The following is a 14700-nucleotide window of genomic DNA, read 5'->3' as shown; positions in this document are numbered from 1 at the left end:
GAGCAATGCCCAGAATATTTCTATTCCGACCGCTTCTACTCACTTTCTATAGTATAGATGAATATATTTCGAGTGGTCAACAAAATTGCGCTGGTAACAAAGTCAATTTTCAATGCTGAACGCGATTATATAACACCAGTTTTTTGATGCTACTGGTAGCCATATAGAGCGCAAGACCAGTAAGGGTGATCATGAACAGCGCAGCAAACATACGCGGAATATCCATCTGAAAACCAGCCTGCAAAATTTCGTAGGCCAAACCGGCACTGTTTCCCCCTGTGCCAGCCACAAACTCTGCCACTACAGCGCCAACAAGAGCCAAACCGCTGGAAATTTGCAAGCCCGCCATAAACATGGGCAAAGCGCTGGGTATTTGCAGGCGCAAAAGCGTTTTAAGGCGCGAGGCTTTATGCATACGGAAAAACGCCGCCAGCCCCGGATCAACACTTTTAAGGCCCTGCAAGGTATTGGAAATAATAGGAAAAATGGCAATCAACGTGGCGCAGATAACAAGAGCCAGAAATGTTGTTTTCACTAAAATGATAATCAACGGGGCAAGGGCTACTACAGGCGTTACCTGCATAAGCACCACATAGGGCATCAGGCTGCGTTCGATTAGCGGATGTTGCACCAGTACAAAAGCAACCAAAACACCTAAAACCACAGAAACCAAAAGCGCCACCAATGTTACCGTAAGCGTGCTGTACAACGCATGGCACAAGGTGCCAATATTGCTGGCCAGAGAGTGTGCGATATCAGATGGCGCAGGCATAAGGTAAGGCGGAATATGCCAAAAATAACAGACACCCTGCCACAACAGCAGAAACAGAATGCCAACAGCAAGAGGCGCAAAAATGGATATCAGGCGGGCGGGCATAGGCTAGGCCACCTCTGCAAGAAGGGAGGAGTGAGAAGCTTCGATAAGCAGTTTGCTGAGATCTTGGCAGATCATGGCAAAGGTATCGCTTAAGCGAAAATCCTCATTTCTGGGGATAGCAGGATCAATTTTATATTCGGCAAATATACGCCCCGGATGCGCCGCCATAACCATAACACGGGTAGAAAGAAAAGCGGCCTCGTACAAAGAATGCGTTACAAACAACAGGGTAAGATCATCCTTGGCGCATAATGTGGCCATGTCTTCATCCAGCCGATTACGGGTGAGTTCATCCAAAGCGCCAAAGGGCTCATCCATTAAAAGCAGGTTCGGGCGTGTGACCAACGCCCGCGCAATAGAGACACGCATCTTCATTCCGCCTGAAAGCTGGGCGGGAAAGCGGTCTGCCGCATGGGCCAAGCCTACAATTTCCAGCGCATGCTGCACGCGTGGTTCTGATACTGCGGGAGAGATACCTTCCAGATCCAGCGGCAAACGCACGTTTTTGCGTACTGTGCTCCACGGCATAAGAGTAGGCTCCTGAAACACGAAGGACAGCCGACGGTTTTCCTTGCCTACTTCTGCAAACCCTTTGTTCCACCACTTCAAATGCCCAGAGGAAGGTTGATGTAAATTGGCAATCAGCTTTAGCAACGTGCTTTTGCCGCAACCAGAAGGGCCAATCAGGCCGATACGTTCTTTGGGATGAATATCCAAGGTAATAGGTGCCAGCCCCTGAACACCGTTTGGAAAGGTTTTTTCAGCAGACTGAATGCTGATAACGGTTTCTTGCATGATCCATCCAAACTTTGCAGAAGAAAAGGCAAAAGATTATTCGGGCTGTTGCACGTAAATACACACAGCCAGCATAGTTATAAAAAAGCGGAATGCAGGTTGCTGGCCATTCCATGCCTGTGATTGCCACATGAGAAACCACTCGGCACCTACAACAGAAAAGCCAAAAAACCAGATCAGAAACCCCAGTGCGGTGGCTACGGGCACAAACTTTTTTGCTACTCTAAACGTATCTTGCGGGGCCAGAAGGCGCGCACCCATCTGGCAAGCAGCAATGGCAAAAAGCAAACCCGTTGCAGCTTCCCCCAGAATAATCAGGCCGTAAAACAGGTGCCACAGAACAGGCTGGGATATAGCGCGCCACATCAGGCTGTTCCCACGGAAAGTTGTGTCCATGCTCAAAACATGACGTACAAACTGAAAATTGGAATTGTAATCAGTCACGTTATTCAGCGCGACAATCAGGCCAAACGTACCCAATGCCCCCACCATGGCGGTTTTAGCCAGACGAGAAAGAACAACCGGGGAAGAAAAAGCGGACAGGCGCAACATATAACATTCCTGCATAGAAATGATTTATGCAGTTTAGGCCATTCAATCCTGCGAAGATCAAGGGGGAAATCATTACAAAAAAAGCAATGGCGCGTGCTCTATTTTACAGCTTCCCAAATGCGTACGTTCTGTATGAACATACCGGATACGAAATAATCAGATCGTGCCAGTGCAGGAACTCGGAATGTCTCTTACACGTCGAACATTGCTTTCAGCTGCTGCGGCATCGTCTGTTGCTGCATTTACGCCGTTTAAACGTGCGCACGCCGCTACGCCGGTCAGGCTGCTGCTATCATGGTTTGCGCAGGCAGAAGTAGGTGGATTTTATCAGGCGCTGGCCAAGGGGTTTTACGCGCAAAAAGGGCTGGATGTACAAATAGATATGGGTGGCCCGCAGGTAAATACCATGCAAATACTGGCCGCTGGCCGCGCAGATTTTGTAACAGGTTATGATTTTCAGACCCTACGCGGCATACAGGGCGGCATGCCGTTGCTGACTGTCATGTCCTCTTTCCAGCATGATCTGCAAGGGTTGATGACGCACGATAACATTACCGATCTGGCCCAGCTACGTAATCATCCCATTCTCATTTCCAGCCCCGCCCATGCATCCTACTGGGGGTGGCTGTGCAAGAAGTTTGGTTACAGCCCAGCACAGGCAAAGCCTTACACCTTTAACCTGCAACCATTTTTTCTGGACCCGGAAATGGCTGTACAAGCCTATGCATCGTCCGAACCCTACGAGGCCCAGCAGCGCAACGTGCCTGTAAAATTTTTTCCATTTGCAGATCTGGGCTACCCACCATACGGCACACCCGTGCTGACCACGCACGAATTCGCAGACAAAAATGATGCCACCACGCAAGCCTTCGTGCATGCCTCTCTCTTAGGGTGGCAGGATTATATGCAAGACCCAGAACCCGGCAATACCCTGATACGTAAAGCCAACCCACGCATGACAGAAGGCCAGATCATGTTTGGCCATAACGCCATGGCCAAAGCCAATGTTGTGGAAGGTGGAGATACAAAAACATTAGGGCTAGGCTGCATGACAGAAGCCCGCTGGCAGGCAACATATCAATTCATGGTGGAGAATGATCTGCTGGATAAAGCCGTAAACTGGCAATCCGCCTTTACAAGCAAATTCACAGATCTCGCCAAGGTAATGCCCGCATGAATGATCTGGTTATACGCAACGCATCCGGCATTCTCACTGGCCTGAAAGGGCCACAGGAACGGCGCACAGGAGATATCCGCATACGGGCAGGCCGCATTCTCAGTATTGGGCATATTCCCGAACAGGCAGAAGATACGGTGCTGGATGCAAAGGGTGGGGTGATTACCCCAGGCTTGGTTTCCACCCACCATCATTTGTTCCAGAGCATGCTGAAGGGCATTCCATCTGCCATTAATGCGCCACTTGAAAAATGGCTGCGCTTGGTACCCAACACGTATTGGCGTTATCTGGATGAAGATACGCTGCAAACTGCTGCTCAGGTTGGTATGGTAGAGCTTCTTCTCTCCGGCTGCACGACGGTAGTGGATCATCATTATCTGTTTGCCCGCAGCTATCAGTATGATCCTGCCGCTGTATTGTTTGAAACAGCGGAAAAACTGGGTATGCGGCTGGTTCTGGCGCGTGGAGGCACCACCCGAACCCGCAAGTTTGATACGGATGAAATTGTTCCAGCCCCCACAGAAACGCTGGATGAAATGCTCAAACGCGTGAGTGATCTGGTCAGCCGTTATCATGATCCGGCACCAGATGGCAGCAGACGCATTGCCATAGCGCCCAACACCCCCACATGGGGCGTAACACCGGATGAGCTACGTGCACTAGCGGAAGGCGCACGTAGCATGGGCATTGGCCTGCATAGCCATCTTTCTGAAACGGAGAATTACGTTAAATACTGCAACGAAGTGTACGGCATGCGCCCCGTTCAGTTTGTAGGGGAGCATGGCTGGCTAGGCCCGGATGTCTGGTTTGCCCATTTGGTGCACCTTGATGCCAGCGAAATAGCGCTTCTGGCCCAAACTCAAACAGGCATGGCCCATTGTCCGCAAAGCAACGGGCGGCTGGGTTCTGGCATTGCGCCTGCACCGGCTTTGGAACAGGCTGGAGGGCGTGTTTCTCTAGCCGTTGATGGCGCGGCTTCAAACGAGGCTTGCGATATGGGGGCAGAAATGCATACCGCGTGGCTTTTGCATCGCTTCGTGCATGGCGCAGATGCTATTCGGTGCGAAGATGTAGTGCGCTGGAGTTCTTACGAGGGCGCCCGTATTCTGGGGCTACCAGATATAGGAGCCGTGGCGGAGGGTATGGTGGCGGATCTGGTTGTGCACGATATCAATCACCCGCGTCATGCTGGGTTGGCAGATCCACTTATTGCACCTGTTGCTTCCGGAGCTGCATGTGTTCGGCACGTGCTGAAAGCGGGTAAGCCCGTTGTGTATGATGGCATCGTAAAAGGTGTTGATCTGCCAGAACTCATGCAGCATTCACGCCACGTTGTAAAACGTCTGGCAAAGGCTGTGTCTGCATAAGGGGAAGGTGTTTAAAAACAGTTCCCGTTAGTTTTGTAAAATGCCATCCACTGTTGTCACGCACTGGCCCCCAATTGCTATTTGACCATCGGGGGCAATGTGCACCGCAATACGGCCAGATCGCCCAAGGCAATGCCCTTGCGTGGCTGTATAGGCGCTACGTCTTTTAGGCAGCAGCCCATGTGCTTGGCAAAATATGGCTACACTTCCGTTTCCGCTGCCACATACCGGGTCTTCCTGCACACCTTGAGAACAGGCAAAAGACCGCACTTCTATTTGGGCATCACCTGTTGCATGCGGCCCAAAAACCGTAATTCCGGTAGCGCCAAGGCTGCGCTCAAATGCCACGGAACGTGCAAAATCTGGGCGCAAGGCACGCACTTTGGCTGCGCTGGAAAGTTGCGCAACAATCCAGACCACACCCATATCCACAATCATGGGGGTCATTTTACGCTCAACTGTAGCGCCCAAAATACCCTCCAACCTTTCAATTTGGGCTGGGTTTAACGGGGTAAGCTTTGCTGGCGGCACGGCAAAAGAGAGTGTTCTGTTTACGCCATCTCCATCCACAGCCAGCTTTACAAGCCCAACACCACATTCCTGCACCACCACACCATTGCGTGGCGCAGCACGCCCGACTTCCAGCACGGCATGAGCACTGCCAAGGGTTGGGTGACCGGCAAATGGGAGTTCATGCCGTGGAGTAAATATGCGTAACTGGTAATCAGCCTGCGGGTTTTGAGGCGGCAACAGAAACGTGGTTTCAGACAAATTTGTCCAACCTGCAATGGCCTGCATGGTTTTTGTATCCAGCCCATCTGCATCCAGCACAACGGCTACCGGATTACCCAGAAGAGGCGTTTTTGTAAAAACATCTACAACTTTAAACGCACGTTTCATGATTCTACTGTGCCTTTACGGATGTGCGGGGTGGAGAGAAGATAACAGAGACAAAACCAGATGGTTCAGTGGCACGTCAATTCCATGCTTTTCTGCTGCTTTCACAACGTAACCTGTTAAAGCTTCATATTCCAACTCTCGTCCAGCCTGACGATCCTGCAACATAGATGTGACACTCTCTGCCGGTATGGTTTGCAGCCATAAAAGAATATCCTCTACATGCTGCGCAGTCAGTTTTGCGCCTTCAGCTTTCCCAACCTTTACGGCTTCGGCCATAATCTGCCGTGCGGCAGCCTGAATAGCACATTCTTGCATGATGCCTGTGCGGCGGCCTGTAAGCGTGGTGATAGGGTTGGCTGTAATATTAGCCAACAATTTCAACCACAGTGCAGTGGCCATATCTGCTGTTACCTGCACCCGCATGCCTCCTTTTTGCAGAACATCCGCAAAATATTGTGCTGCGGCATCATCTGGCACACACAAATCATACGCTCCAATACGCTTTAACGTGACCCTGCCGGGGGCAAAACGCTGCGCGTTAAAATAAACAATAGCTGGCAGAATATTGGCGTGTGGCGCATAGGCAGCCACACGCTCTTTTTGCCCAAGCCCGTTTTGTGCAACCAGAAAAGTGGCGCTGGCCCGGTTAAACGCGCTTATCCAGGCGGAGACATCTTGGGTTTGGTGAGACTTCACAGCCAAAATAGCGGTATCGCAAGGGCCAATATCTGCCGGTGTGGCAGCATGTCGGATAGAATATGTGTGGGTATCGGTTTCTTCAATTTGAGGAAACCTCGCCCGCGCTCCACACACCACAACCTGCCATCCAGCCTGCATAAAAGCCGCAGCGAGACAAAGCCCGACAGCTCCAGCACCGATAAGGGCAACGGTTTTCGTGCTTGGAGAAAACTGTGTGTTCATTTTTATAAAAACAATATCGCTCAGAAGAAGGGATTGATGGCTAAAAACGCCCATAGCATAGACATCATTAAAATGAAGCATATTGGCCGTGCACAGCTTTTAGCTTTAACGCCCTTAATTAACGATTTTTGTTCGTTAATTTATCTGATTACGTAAAATTTGTTGTTTTATGTGTTTTCTCAATCTACTCGTTCTATAAATGAGATCACCTAGATTACGGAAACATTTATGCAGCGCCCTGACACACGCATATTAAACGCTGGCCCCGATGCGCTTTCTCCCCAGCAATGGAAAGAGGCAACCCGGTTTGATGGCACAGATATTGGCTGGATTGTCATGAGCATTGGCATGGCCATTGGTGCGGGTATTGTATTTCTGCCCGTTCAGGTAGGGCTGATGGGCGTGTGGGTTTTTTTACTGTCTGCTGTTGTCGGGTACCCCGGTATGTATCTGTTTCAGCGGCTGTTCATCAACACGCTGGCATCTGCGCGCGTAAGCCAGACATACCCAGATATGATCTCCAGCTATCTGGGGCGAGGCTGGGGCACCTTGTTAGGTGCACTGTATTTTGTCATGTTGGTTATATGGATGTTTGTATATGCCACCGCCATTACGCGGGATAGCGCATCTTACTTGCACAGCTTTGGCATAACGCCGCATCTGCTTTCCAATTATGCGTGGTACCCGCTTATTCTGCTAACCGTTCTGGTAGGCTTGGCCTCTCGTGGGGAAAAACTGCTGTTCCGCATGTCTTCCTTTATGGTGATCACCAAACTGCTGATTGTAGCGGCCATGGGCATTTTCATGATCCCACGCTGGAACACCGCCAACCTTGGCGCATTACCACCCGTTGGCACGTTGGTAACAAAAGCCGTTATTACGCTGCCTTTTACGCTTACGTCCATTTTGTTTATTCAAACCCTCAGCCCAATGGTAATTTCCTACCGGGCACGGGAAAAATCTCCAGAAGTGGCGCGTTACAAGGCCTTGCGGGCCATGAATATTGCTTTTGCCATTCTGTTTGTAACGGTCTTTTTCTACGCAATATCCTTTACACTGGCCATGAAGCCCAGTGATGCCATTGCCGCGTATCAGCAAAACATTTCTGCCTTGGCCATTATTGCGCAGGTATTTCCGACAAGTTCTATCAGCTTAATTGGCGTTATTCTGAACCTTTTTGCCGTTATGACAGCATTTTTTGGGGTCTACCTTGGTTTTCGGGAAGCCAGCGTGGGTATTTTCAGTTCCATACTGGGGCATTGGGTCAAACCTGGGCATCTGCACCGCAACTGGGTTCAGTATGGCGTTATGGGGTTTGCTATCCTCCTTTCATGGGGTGCGGTGGTTGCCAATTTGCCGGTGTTGTCTTTTACAACATTCAGCAGCCCGATTTTTGGTATTATTGGCTGCTTGCTACCCGTCTGGCTGGTGGTGAAAACGCCTGATCTGCGCAAATATCGTAAGCCCAGCCTCGTATTTATTACCCTTATTGGCGTTCTGCTTTGCATCTCACCCTTGTTGGCGTGGATGTAAACACAAAACCGAACAAACCAAAGGGCGCATGTTTGAACATACGCCCTTTGGTTGACTCATCAGGATTTCTTCACGAACTCTGATTTCAGGTTCATCGCACCAAAGCCAGCTATCTTACAGGCAATGTTGTGGCCATCACCCACATCAACCAGCCGAATGTTCTTAACCTTGGTTCCGCCTTTAACAGCCTGAGAAGATCCTTTAATTTTCAGGTCTTTCAAAACCGTTACCGTATCACCATCAGCAAGCTGGTTTCCGTTGGCATCTCGCACAAGGGATGAAACCTCCGCTTCTGCAGCATCCGCTTGGGTTTCTTCATTCCATTCATGGGCACATTCCGGGCAAACCCACAAATTTCCATCATGATAGGGATACTCGGAACCACAAGAAGGGCACTTCATTTTATCATCCTTTAATTTCTCCGTCTGAAATCCTGAACCCAAAGGGCAGGGGCAGAAGGTGTTTTTGATAAATACCATTTATGATGGAGAACACGAAATACCACGATGTTTATATTTAAGCAGAAATTGTGATGGGTTCACCCCGAACTCTCAATATCAACAGGCAAGTGAATATGGCAGATTACTGCTAGCCTTGATGAACAGGAGAAGATTTTCATGAAATCACGCGCCGCAGTTGCATTCAAACCGGGCCAGCCTCTGGAAATTGTTGAAATTGATGTAGCCCCCCCACAGGCCGGGGAAGTTCTGGTTAAAATCCTGAACACTGGCGTTTGCCACACAGATGCCTTCACTCTTTCGGGGCAGGACCCGGAAGGCCTCTTTCCCGTTGTGCTGGGGCATGAGGGCGCAGGTATTGTGATGGAAGTTGGCGAAGGCGTTACCAGCGTTAAGCCCGGAGACCACGTTATTCCGCTATATACGGCAGAATGCGGTAAGTGTGAGTTCTGCACTTCTGGCAAAACCAACTTGTGTATTGCAGTGCGTGCCACGCAGGGTAAAGGCGTGATGCCGGATGGCACCAGCCGTTTTTCCTACAAAGGTCAGCCACTTTACCACTACATGGGGTGTTCTACCTTTAGTGAATACACGGTGGTAGCCGAAGTTTCCTTGGCTAAAATCAACCCAGAATCTAACCCCGAACAGGTTTGCCTACTGGGCTGTGGCGTTACCACAGGCATTGGGGCCGTACACAACACAGCTAAAGTGCAAGAAGGGGATTCTGTAGCTGTTTTTGGCTTGGGCGGTATCGGGCTAGCCGTTATTCAGGGTGCGCGCCAAGCCAAGGCCGGACGAATTTTTGCTATTGATACTAACCCGGACAAGTTTGAACTGGCCAAGGCTTTTGGGGCTACGGATTTCATCAATCCCAAGGATTATGAAGCTCCCATTCAGCAGGTTATTATTGAAATGACAGGTTGGGGCGTGGACCACAGCTTTGAATGTATCGGCAATGTTGAAGTTATGCGCGCGGCCTTGGAATGTGCACACCGCGGCTGGGGCCAATCTGTAGTTATTGGCGTAGCCGGTGCCGGAAAGGAAATTTCCACCCGTCCGTTCCAGTTGGTAACGGGCCGTACATGGAAAGGCACGGCATTTGGTGGCGTTAAAGGCCGTACACAGCTCCCCGGCATGGTGGAAGATGCCATGGCTGGCAAAATTGATCTGGCCCCATTTGTAACCCACACCATGCCACTGGAAGATATCAACACAGCGTTTGACCTGATGCACGAGGGCAAATCCATTCGGAGTGTAATTCACTACACCCCGTAATACACTAACCGGTGCTTACTGATCTTTTGGTTTAGCTGGCTGATCGCTATGCTGGATCGGTTTGTCTGATGAAGGCGCACTGTGCGGGGCATCCTGTGCAGGGGCGTCATCATCATCGTCTCCATCATCATCCTTGTTGAATTGTTCCATATTGAGGGATGACAACGGCACACCACGCAAGGGCGAACGTTCTTCCACTGGAATTTCCGGGCCCTTTGCATCCCACGCATCAATTGGGGGCAGAGGTTCTTGCGAGGGTTGATCTGCCAGTGGATTGTTATCCAACACCTGCCGCGTATTTTGCGGATAGCGGTTCATAAAGCCCACCAAGGTGCCGTTCGTCCAACCAAAGCCAATCTGCATGGGGTATTCCCCACCACCTTTACCGCCTGTTGGGCTGATCTCGGTGGCAGAAACATCGTATTTTTCCAGCAACACACCACTGCGTTCAAAAGTTCCAATCACGCGGGCCATCCAACGGCGCGCAATATCGGCCGCAAATTCGTGGTGCCCATATTGTTCCAGCCCTTTAACGGCCATCCATTCCAACGGCGCCCAGCCATTTGGGGCATCCCACTGCTGGCCTGTTGGATGCTCTGTTGCAGTTAAACCGCCCGCATGCAGCAAGCGGGTTTTAAGGGTTTCAGCCACCGCATCGGCCTGATTGACACTGGCTTGATGCAAAAACAGCGGCATGGAGGTGGCAATGGAAAGGATATTTGTTTGCCGCCCGGTGCGCCAATTATAATCAAAATAGGCACCCTGTTTTTCGTTCCACAAAAACCGATTAATGCCAGAACGTAAAATTTCTGCCTGCTGGGCGTAATAACTGGCCTTATCTTCCTGCCCATTCAGCGCATAAGCATGAGAGAGTGTCTGATCCAGATGTACCATCAGACAGTTCAATTCAATTGTCAGCAGTGATGTGGTTTGGATTGTTGTCAGCGTTTTACCATCAGCCAACCAACGTGATGAAAAATCCCACCCGCTTTCGGCCCCAGCCCGCAAATCACGCCAGACTTCGCCAGAAGGGCGGCTTGTTTCCTGCGCTGTGGCCATATCTTGCGGCCAGCTTTCATCACGCGGGGCGCTGCGTGTATCCCAGTGGCGGAACATGAGGGTGCCATCTTGCAGGCGCACCACATGGTGCCGCGCCATGCCCGGCGGCAGATTGGCCGCACCCAAGGTCCAGTAATCATATTCCTTCTGCAGTTCCGGCAGAAAGGATGTGTAGGCAATCTGCCCATCATGGCTAGCAAGCAAATCCAGCATGAGGGAAAAAAATGGCAGGCCAGAACGGCTGAGGTAATAGGTGCGGTTGCCGTTGGGCATATGCCCATATGTATCTATAAGCGATGCAATATCGCGCACCATATCACGCATGAGATCTACATGATCATCCTCATACAGGCCGATCATGGTGAAGTAGCTGTCCCAGTAATAAATCTCTGCAAACCGCCCACCCGGAACAATATACTTATAAGGGAGGGGCAGTAGGGTAGACCACGGCATGGCCACGTCCGGGTCTCGCGTCAGAACATCCCACATGCCGGAAATGTAATCCCGCACACTTTCATCCGGTTTGCGCGTATAGGCGGCAGAGCGCAGGGCAGGGATAGTAAAATGCTCTGTTACAAAGTCTTTCAGGTTAAAGCCTGGCTTGTCTTTTTCCTGCTTCCATAATGCCACCAGATCGGTAGGAGAGCGATCGGGCACAATGTCTGAAACCACTTTGGGGTCTGTAAACATACGTGTTTGATGAATGGCTGCAAAAAGCCCATCAAACGCAATAGAAGGCGGGCGGATATCCTGTTCCACCGCTACTGGCGTTTCACTCTTGCTTTTGGCCATAACTTCTGGCGCTTTTCTCCCCTCCGGCTTTGGGGCTGCTGGCTGCGCACTCCCCGGCGGTAAAGGCGCCAGACTGAGCAATGGTTGCGCGCCTTCAGCATCCGCGGCATCAGTCATATCCTGCGCATACGCCATAGGCGCTGCGGTGAGGAGAGCAAAAAGCGCCACACTACAGAAAGGAAGAGTGCGCTTATAAAGAGAACCAGTAAAACAAGGCATACCAAAACATAGGCATTGCCACTGCTTACCTGCAAGCCGAAGATGATTGAAAAATGCGCCAGACTTTAATCTACTTGCAGGGCTTCGCGCTTCATTTCCAGTTCCAGCCAGCGTTCTTCAGATTCGGCCAGCTTTGTTTCCAGCTTTTGTAAATCAACCGAAATTTTTTCAAACTGCGCTGGGTTTTTGCCATACAGGTCTGGATCAGCCAGTTTTTCACGCAGCGTTGCAGCCTGTGCTTCCAGCTTTTCCATTTCCTTAGGCAGATTATCCAGCGCGAACTGATCCTTATAACTCAGTTTTTTGGCGGGGCCGCGTGCTGGGACCGCATCCTTGGGTTTGGCAGGTTCATTTTCCACCACGGCAGCGGTTGTAAGTGGTTTCTGGTGCCGTTGAGCCAGCATATCGCTGTATCCACCGGCATATTCTATCCAGCTACCATCTCCCTCCGTTGCCAGAACAGATGTGGCAACACGGTCCAGAAAATCACGATCATGGCTTACAAGCAGGACTGTGCCTTCATAACTGGCCAGCATATCCTGCAAGATATCGAGCGTTTCCAGATCCAGATCGTTAGTCGGTTCGTCCAGCACCAGCAGATTGGAGGGCTTGGCCAAGGCGCAGGCCAGCATCAACCGCCCACGTTCCCCACCAGATAGAGCACTTACGGGCGTGCGTGCCTGTTCCGGACGGAACAAAAAGTCTTTCATATACCCAATAACGTGGCGCTTTTCTGTGCCCACCAACACCATATCGCCGCCACCTTCGGTTAGGGTATCGGCCAATGTGCGTTCTGGGTTTAAGCTCCGGCGCTGCTGATCCAGCGTAACCATATTAAGGGATGGGCCAAGCGAGATTATGCCGCTATCGGGCTGGTCCAGCCCTGTGAGCATACGCAACAATGTGGTTTTGCCTGCACCGTTGGCCCCGACAATACCCAGCCGGTCTCCGCGCAGAACACGCAGATCCAGATGGCGAACCACCTGTTTTTCACCCCATGCCTTGCTGATATCTTCCGCTACGGCCACCAGCTTGCTGGATGTTGCGGCGGCCTGTGTGTTCAGGGTGAGGGTACCGGGGGTGCGAATAGCTTCCTTACGCGCGGTGCGCAAATCTGCCAGCTCTCGCACGCGGCGCACGTTACGTTTACGGCGTGCGGTTACGCCATAACGCATCCAATCTTCTTCTCGCGCAATCTGGCGGTCCAATTTGTGCGCATCGCGCTCTTCCTGTTCCAGAACCTCTTCACGCCAAGCTTCAAACCGCCCAAAGCCTTCATCAAGCCTGCGGGTTACCCCTCGATCCAGCCACACGACAGAGCGTGACAGCGTAGAAAGAAGCCGCCTATCGTGGCTGATAATCACCATGGCGCAACCAAGGCTCAGCAATTCACGCTCCAGCCATTCAATGGTGGGCATGTCCAGATGGTTGGTCGGTTCATCCAGCAACAGCACATCAGGAGCCGCAGCCAGCGCCCCGGCAATGGCGCAACGTCGCCCCTCACCGCCAGAAAGGTTTTGCGTGTTTTCTTTGCCCGTCAGGCCCAGCGCATCTAGCAATGGCGCAGCTCGCCATGCCATATCCGGGTCTCCTATCTGGTTCACCACGTAATCTGCTGTTGTGGTATAGGCAGTTAAATCCGGCTCCTGCGGCAGATAGCGCAGGGAAGCGCCGGGCTGCACAAAAACAGAGCCTGAATCCGGCTGAATAACACCAGCCGCTATTTTGAGAAGAGTGGACTTGCCCGATCCGTTTCTGCCCACAAGGCACAGCCGCTCACCCCGCCCAACGGCAAAGCCTGCGCCATCCAGAAGTGGGTTCCCCCCCAGTGTAAGAGTGATGTCCTGCAAGTGGAGTAAAGGAGGATGCGCCATGCTTAGAAAAGATAATCCGTATTTATGAAAGAACAATAAAGGCTGATTTGGTTACGCAGCCTGTGTGCGTGCGCTACTGACAGCCTGATACGTGGCAACCGCAAGGGTGAGGGGGTCAAACGGCTTGGTAATAACAAAGCTGGGTTCCATGGTTTCCCCAGTCAGCAAGCGTTCGGGATACGCTGTTACGTAAATAACCGGCACATTGAAGGATGAGGTAATTTCTGCCACCGCCTGTATGCCATCCCCCCCAGGGCCAAGGTTGATATCTGCCAGAATAAGCCCCGGCTTGGTTTCTTTAGCCAATTTTACCGCATCTGCCTGTGTATGGGCTATGCCTGCCACCTGATGCCCGCATTGCAGCACGAGCTGTTCGATATCCATGGCAATAATGGGTTCATCTTCAATAATCAGCACAGATGTCTGTACATTTTTGTGCAGGCGACCCTGTGCGTCTTCCAGTTCCAGTTCCGCTTGCTTAGGGGGCACGCCTGTAATCCGCGCGGCCATTTCAACCGGCACTTCTTCCAGCGTGATCAAAAGCAAAAGCTGACGCTGTGTTACAGAAAGCCCCGCAACATCATATTCCGCAGCAAATCCCTTGCGAGCAAACAGCCCTGAAATTGCCTCATAGAGCTGATAGAGGGGCGTGAAACCTTCCTTCAGCCGTTGCGCAGAAAGGCCGCGCAGGCTTTCAGCCACCAGCAGATCACCTTCTGGTTGGCTGCCTGTCAGCGCCCGCGCGTAACGTCTGCCATAAGGGAGGGCCCGGATCAGGCCGTCACGCAGCGACTCTGACATGGCAAGTCTCCTTCATAATGGGTCATGACAAAAACATGCGAGAACGCGATGATGCACGCGCACCGGCTTTCCGGAAAGGGGATTTATCCTGACTCGCACT

At 51.5% G+C, this 14700-nt stretch carries 13 protein-coding genes; 4 read left to right on the top strand and 9 right to left on the bottom strand.

The window, feature by feature from the left end; genetic code table 11:
• Positions 1 to 109: 109 nt before the first annotated feature.
• The 3 genes from WG31_RS06905 to WG31_RS06895 are packed head-to-tail and all read right to left on the bottom strand — an operon-like array spanning position 110 to position 2239.
• Complete coding sequence (locus WG31_RS06905; RefSeq protein WP_006115342.1) at positions 110 to 877, bottom strand: ABC transporter permease; 768 nt, start codon at positions 875 to 877, stop codon at positions 110 to 112.
• 3 nt (positions 878 to 880) lie between these two features.
• Positions 881 to 1672 carry an ABC transporter ATP-binding protein gene (locus WG31_RS06900; RefSeq protein ID WP_063354039.1) on the bottom strand — a complete coding sequence of 264 codons (792 nt, stop codon included), beginning with the start codon at positions 1670 to 1672 and terminating at the stop codon, positions 881 to 883.
• A 36-nt stretch (positions 1673 to 1708) separates the two neighbouring features.
• Complete coding sequence (locus WG31_RS06895; protein WP_063354038.1) at positions 1709 to 2239, bottom strand: DUF2165 family protein; 531 nt, start codon at positions 2237 to 2239, stop codon at positions 1709 to 1711.
• 148 nt (positions 2240 to 2387) lie between these two features.
• On the opposite strand from WG31_RS06895, the gene WG31_RS06890 reads away from it, so the two are divergent.
• Positions 2388 to 3401, top strand: a complete 1014-nt coding sequence (locus WG31_RS06890; protein ID WP_063354037.1) for an ABC transporter substrate-binding protein — start codon at positions 2388 to 2390, stop codon at positions 3399 to 3401.
• Positions 3398 to 4768, top strand: a complete 1371-nt coding sequence (locus tag WG31_RS06885) for an amidohydrolase family protein (RefSeq protein ID WP_063354036.1) — start codon at positions 3398 to 3400, stop codon at positions 4766 to 4768. The genes WG31_RS06890 and WG31_RS06885 overlap by 4 nt, the downstream gene beginning before the upstream one ends.
• A 27-nt stretch (positions 4769 to 4795) precedes the next feature.
• Here WG31_RS06885 and WG31_RS06880 read toward each other — a convergent pair whose 3' ends face one another.
• Entirely contained in the window at positions 4796 to 5668 is an 873-nt protein-coding gene (locus tag WG31_RS06880) for a PhzF family phenazine biosynthesis protein (protein ID WP_063354035.1), read from the bottom strand.
• Between the two features lie 15 nt (positions 5669 to 5683).
• Positions 5684 to 6589, bottom strand: coding sequence for a ketopantoate reductase family protein (locus WG31_RS06875; RefSeq protein ID WP_245191457.1), 906 nt, complete (start codon positions 6587 to 6589; stop codon positions 5684 to 5686).
• Positions 6590 to 6817: 228 nt separating this feature from the next.
• On the opposite strand from WG31_RS06875, the gene WG31_RS06870 reads away from it, so the two are divergent.
• Entirely contained in the window at positions 6818 to 8122 is a 1305-nt protein-coding gene (locus tag WG31_RS06870) for an aromatic amino acid transport family protein (RefSeq protein ID WP_063354034.1), read from the top strand.
• A 59-nt stretch (positions 8123 to 8181) separates the two neighbouring features.
• On the opposite strand, the gene WG31_RS06865 is transcribed toward WG31_RS06870, so the two are convergent.
• Positions 8182 to 8523, bottom strand: coding sequence for a zinc ribbon domain-containing protein YjdM (locus tag WG31_RS06865; protein WP_063354033.1), 342 nt, complete (start codon positions 8521 to 8523; stop codon positions 8182 to 8184).
• Positions 8524 to 8739: 216 nt separating this feature from the next.
• On the opposite strand from WG31_RS06865, the gene WG31_RS06860 reads away from it, so the two are divergent.
• Complete coding sequence (locus WG31_RS06860; RefSeq protein ID WP_063354032.1) at positions 8740 to 9855, top strand: S-(hydroxymethyl)glutathione dehydrogenase/class III alcohol dehydrogenase; 1116 nt, start codon at positions 8740 to 8742, stop codon at positions 9853 to 9855.
• Positions 9856 to 9870: 15 nt separating this feature from the next.
• Here the strand turns inward: WG31_RS06860 and treF are convergent, their stop codons facing one another.
• The 3 genes from treF to WG31_RS06845 form a co-directional block, all read right to left on the bottom strand.
• Positions 9871 to 11925 (bottom strand): alpha,alpha-trehalase TreF, encoded by a 2055-nt coding sequence (gene treF / locus WG31_RS06855; RefSeq protein ID WP_063354031.1) that lies wholly within the window; start codon positions 11923 to 11925, stop codon positions 9871 to 9873.
• 65 nt (positions 11926 to 11990) lie between these two features.
• Positions 11991 to 13799, bottom strand: coding sequence for an ABC-F family ATP-binding cassette domain-containing protein (locus tag WG31_RS06850; protein WP_063354030.1), 1809 nt, complete (start codon positions 13797 to 13799; stop codon positions 11991 to 11993).
• A gap of 51 nt (positions 13800 to 13850) precedes the next feature.
• The gene (locus WG31_RS06845) at positions 13851 to 14600 is read right to left on the bottom strand and encodes a response regulator (protein ID WP_063354029.1); all 750 of its coding nucleotides are present in this window, start codon (positions 14598 to 14600) and stop codon (positions 13851 to 13853) included.
• Positions 14601 to 14700: the final 100 nt, after the last annotated feature.

It is taken from the genome of Acetobacter oryzifermentans (assembly GCF_001628715.1).
In the GTDB taxonomy this organism is placed as follows: domain Bacteria; phylum Pseudomonadota; class Alphaproteobacteria; order Acetobacterales; family Acetobacteraceae; genus Acetobacter; species Acetobacter oryzifermentans.
Note: the sequence above shows the minus strand (reverse complement) of the source record. Positions and strands in the feature narration are given on the sequence as shown.

Excerpts from the sequence above, each read along its gene's own strand:
- WG31_RS06905 (WP_006115342.1), bottom strand. The coding sequence starts at position 877 with ATGCCCGCCCGCCTGATATCCATTTTTGCGCCTCTTGCTGTTGGCATT.
- WG31_RS06900 (WP_063354039.1), bottom strand. The coding sequence starts at position 1,672 with ATGCAAGAAACCGTTATCAGCATTCAGTCTGCTGAAAAAACCTTTCCA.
- WG31_RS06895 (WP_063354038.1), bottom strand. The coding sequence starts at position 2,239 with ATGCAGGAATGTTATATGTTGCGCCTGTCCGCTTTTTCTTCCCCGGTT.
- WG31_RS06885 (WP_063354036.1), top strand. The coding sequence starts at position 3,398 with ATGAATGATCTGGTTATACGCAACGCATCCGGCATTCTCACTGGCCTG.
- WG31_RS06880 (WP_063354035.1), bottom strand. The coding sequence starts at position 5,668 with ATGAAACGTGCGTTTAAAGTTGTAGATGTTTTTACAAAAACGCCTCTT.
- WG31_RS06875 (WP_245191457.1), bottom strand. The coding sequence starts at position 6,589 with ATGAACACACAGTTTTCTCCAAGCACGAAAACCGTTGCCCTTATCGGT.
- WG31_RS06870 (WP_063354034.1), top strand. The coding sequence starts at position 6,818 with ATGCAGCGCCCTGACACACGCATATTAAACGCTGGCCCCGATGCGCTT.
- WG31_RS06865 (WP_063354033.1), bottom strand. The coding sequence starts at position 8,523 with ATGAAGTGCCCTTCTTGTGGTTCCGAGTATCCCTATCATGATGGAAAT.
- WG31_RS06860 (WP_063354032.1), top strand. The coding sequence starts at position 8,740 with ATGAAATCACGCGCCGCAGTTGCATTCAAACCGGGCCAGCCTCTGGAA.
- treF (WP_063354031.1), bottom strand. The coding sequence starts at position 11,925 with ATGCCTTGTTTTACTGGTTCTCTTTATAAGCGCACTCTTCCTTTCTGT.
- WG31_RS06850 (WP_063354030.1), bottom strand. The coding sequence starts at position 13,799 with ATGGCGCATCCTCCTTTACTCCACTTGCAGGACATCACTCTTACACTG.
- WG31_RS06845 (WP_063354029.1), bottom strand. The coding sequence starts at position 14,600 with ATGTCAGAGTCGCTGCGTGACGGCCTGATCCGGGCCCTCCCTTATGGC.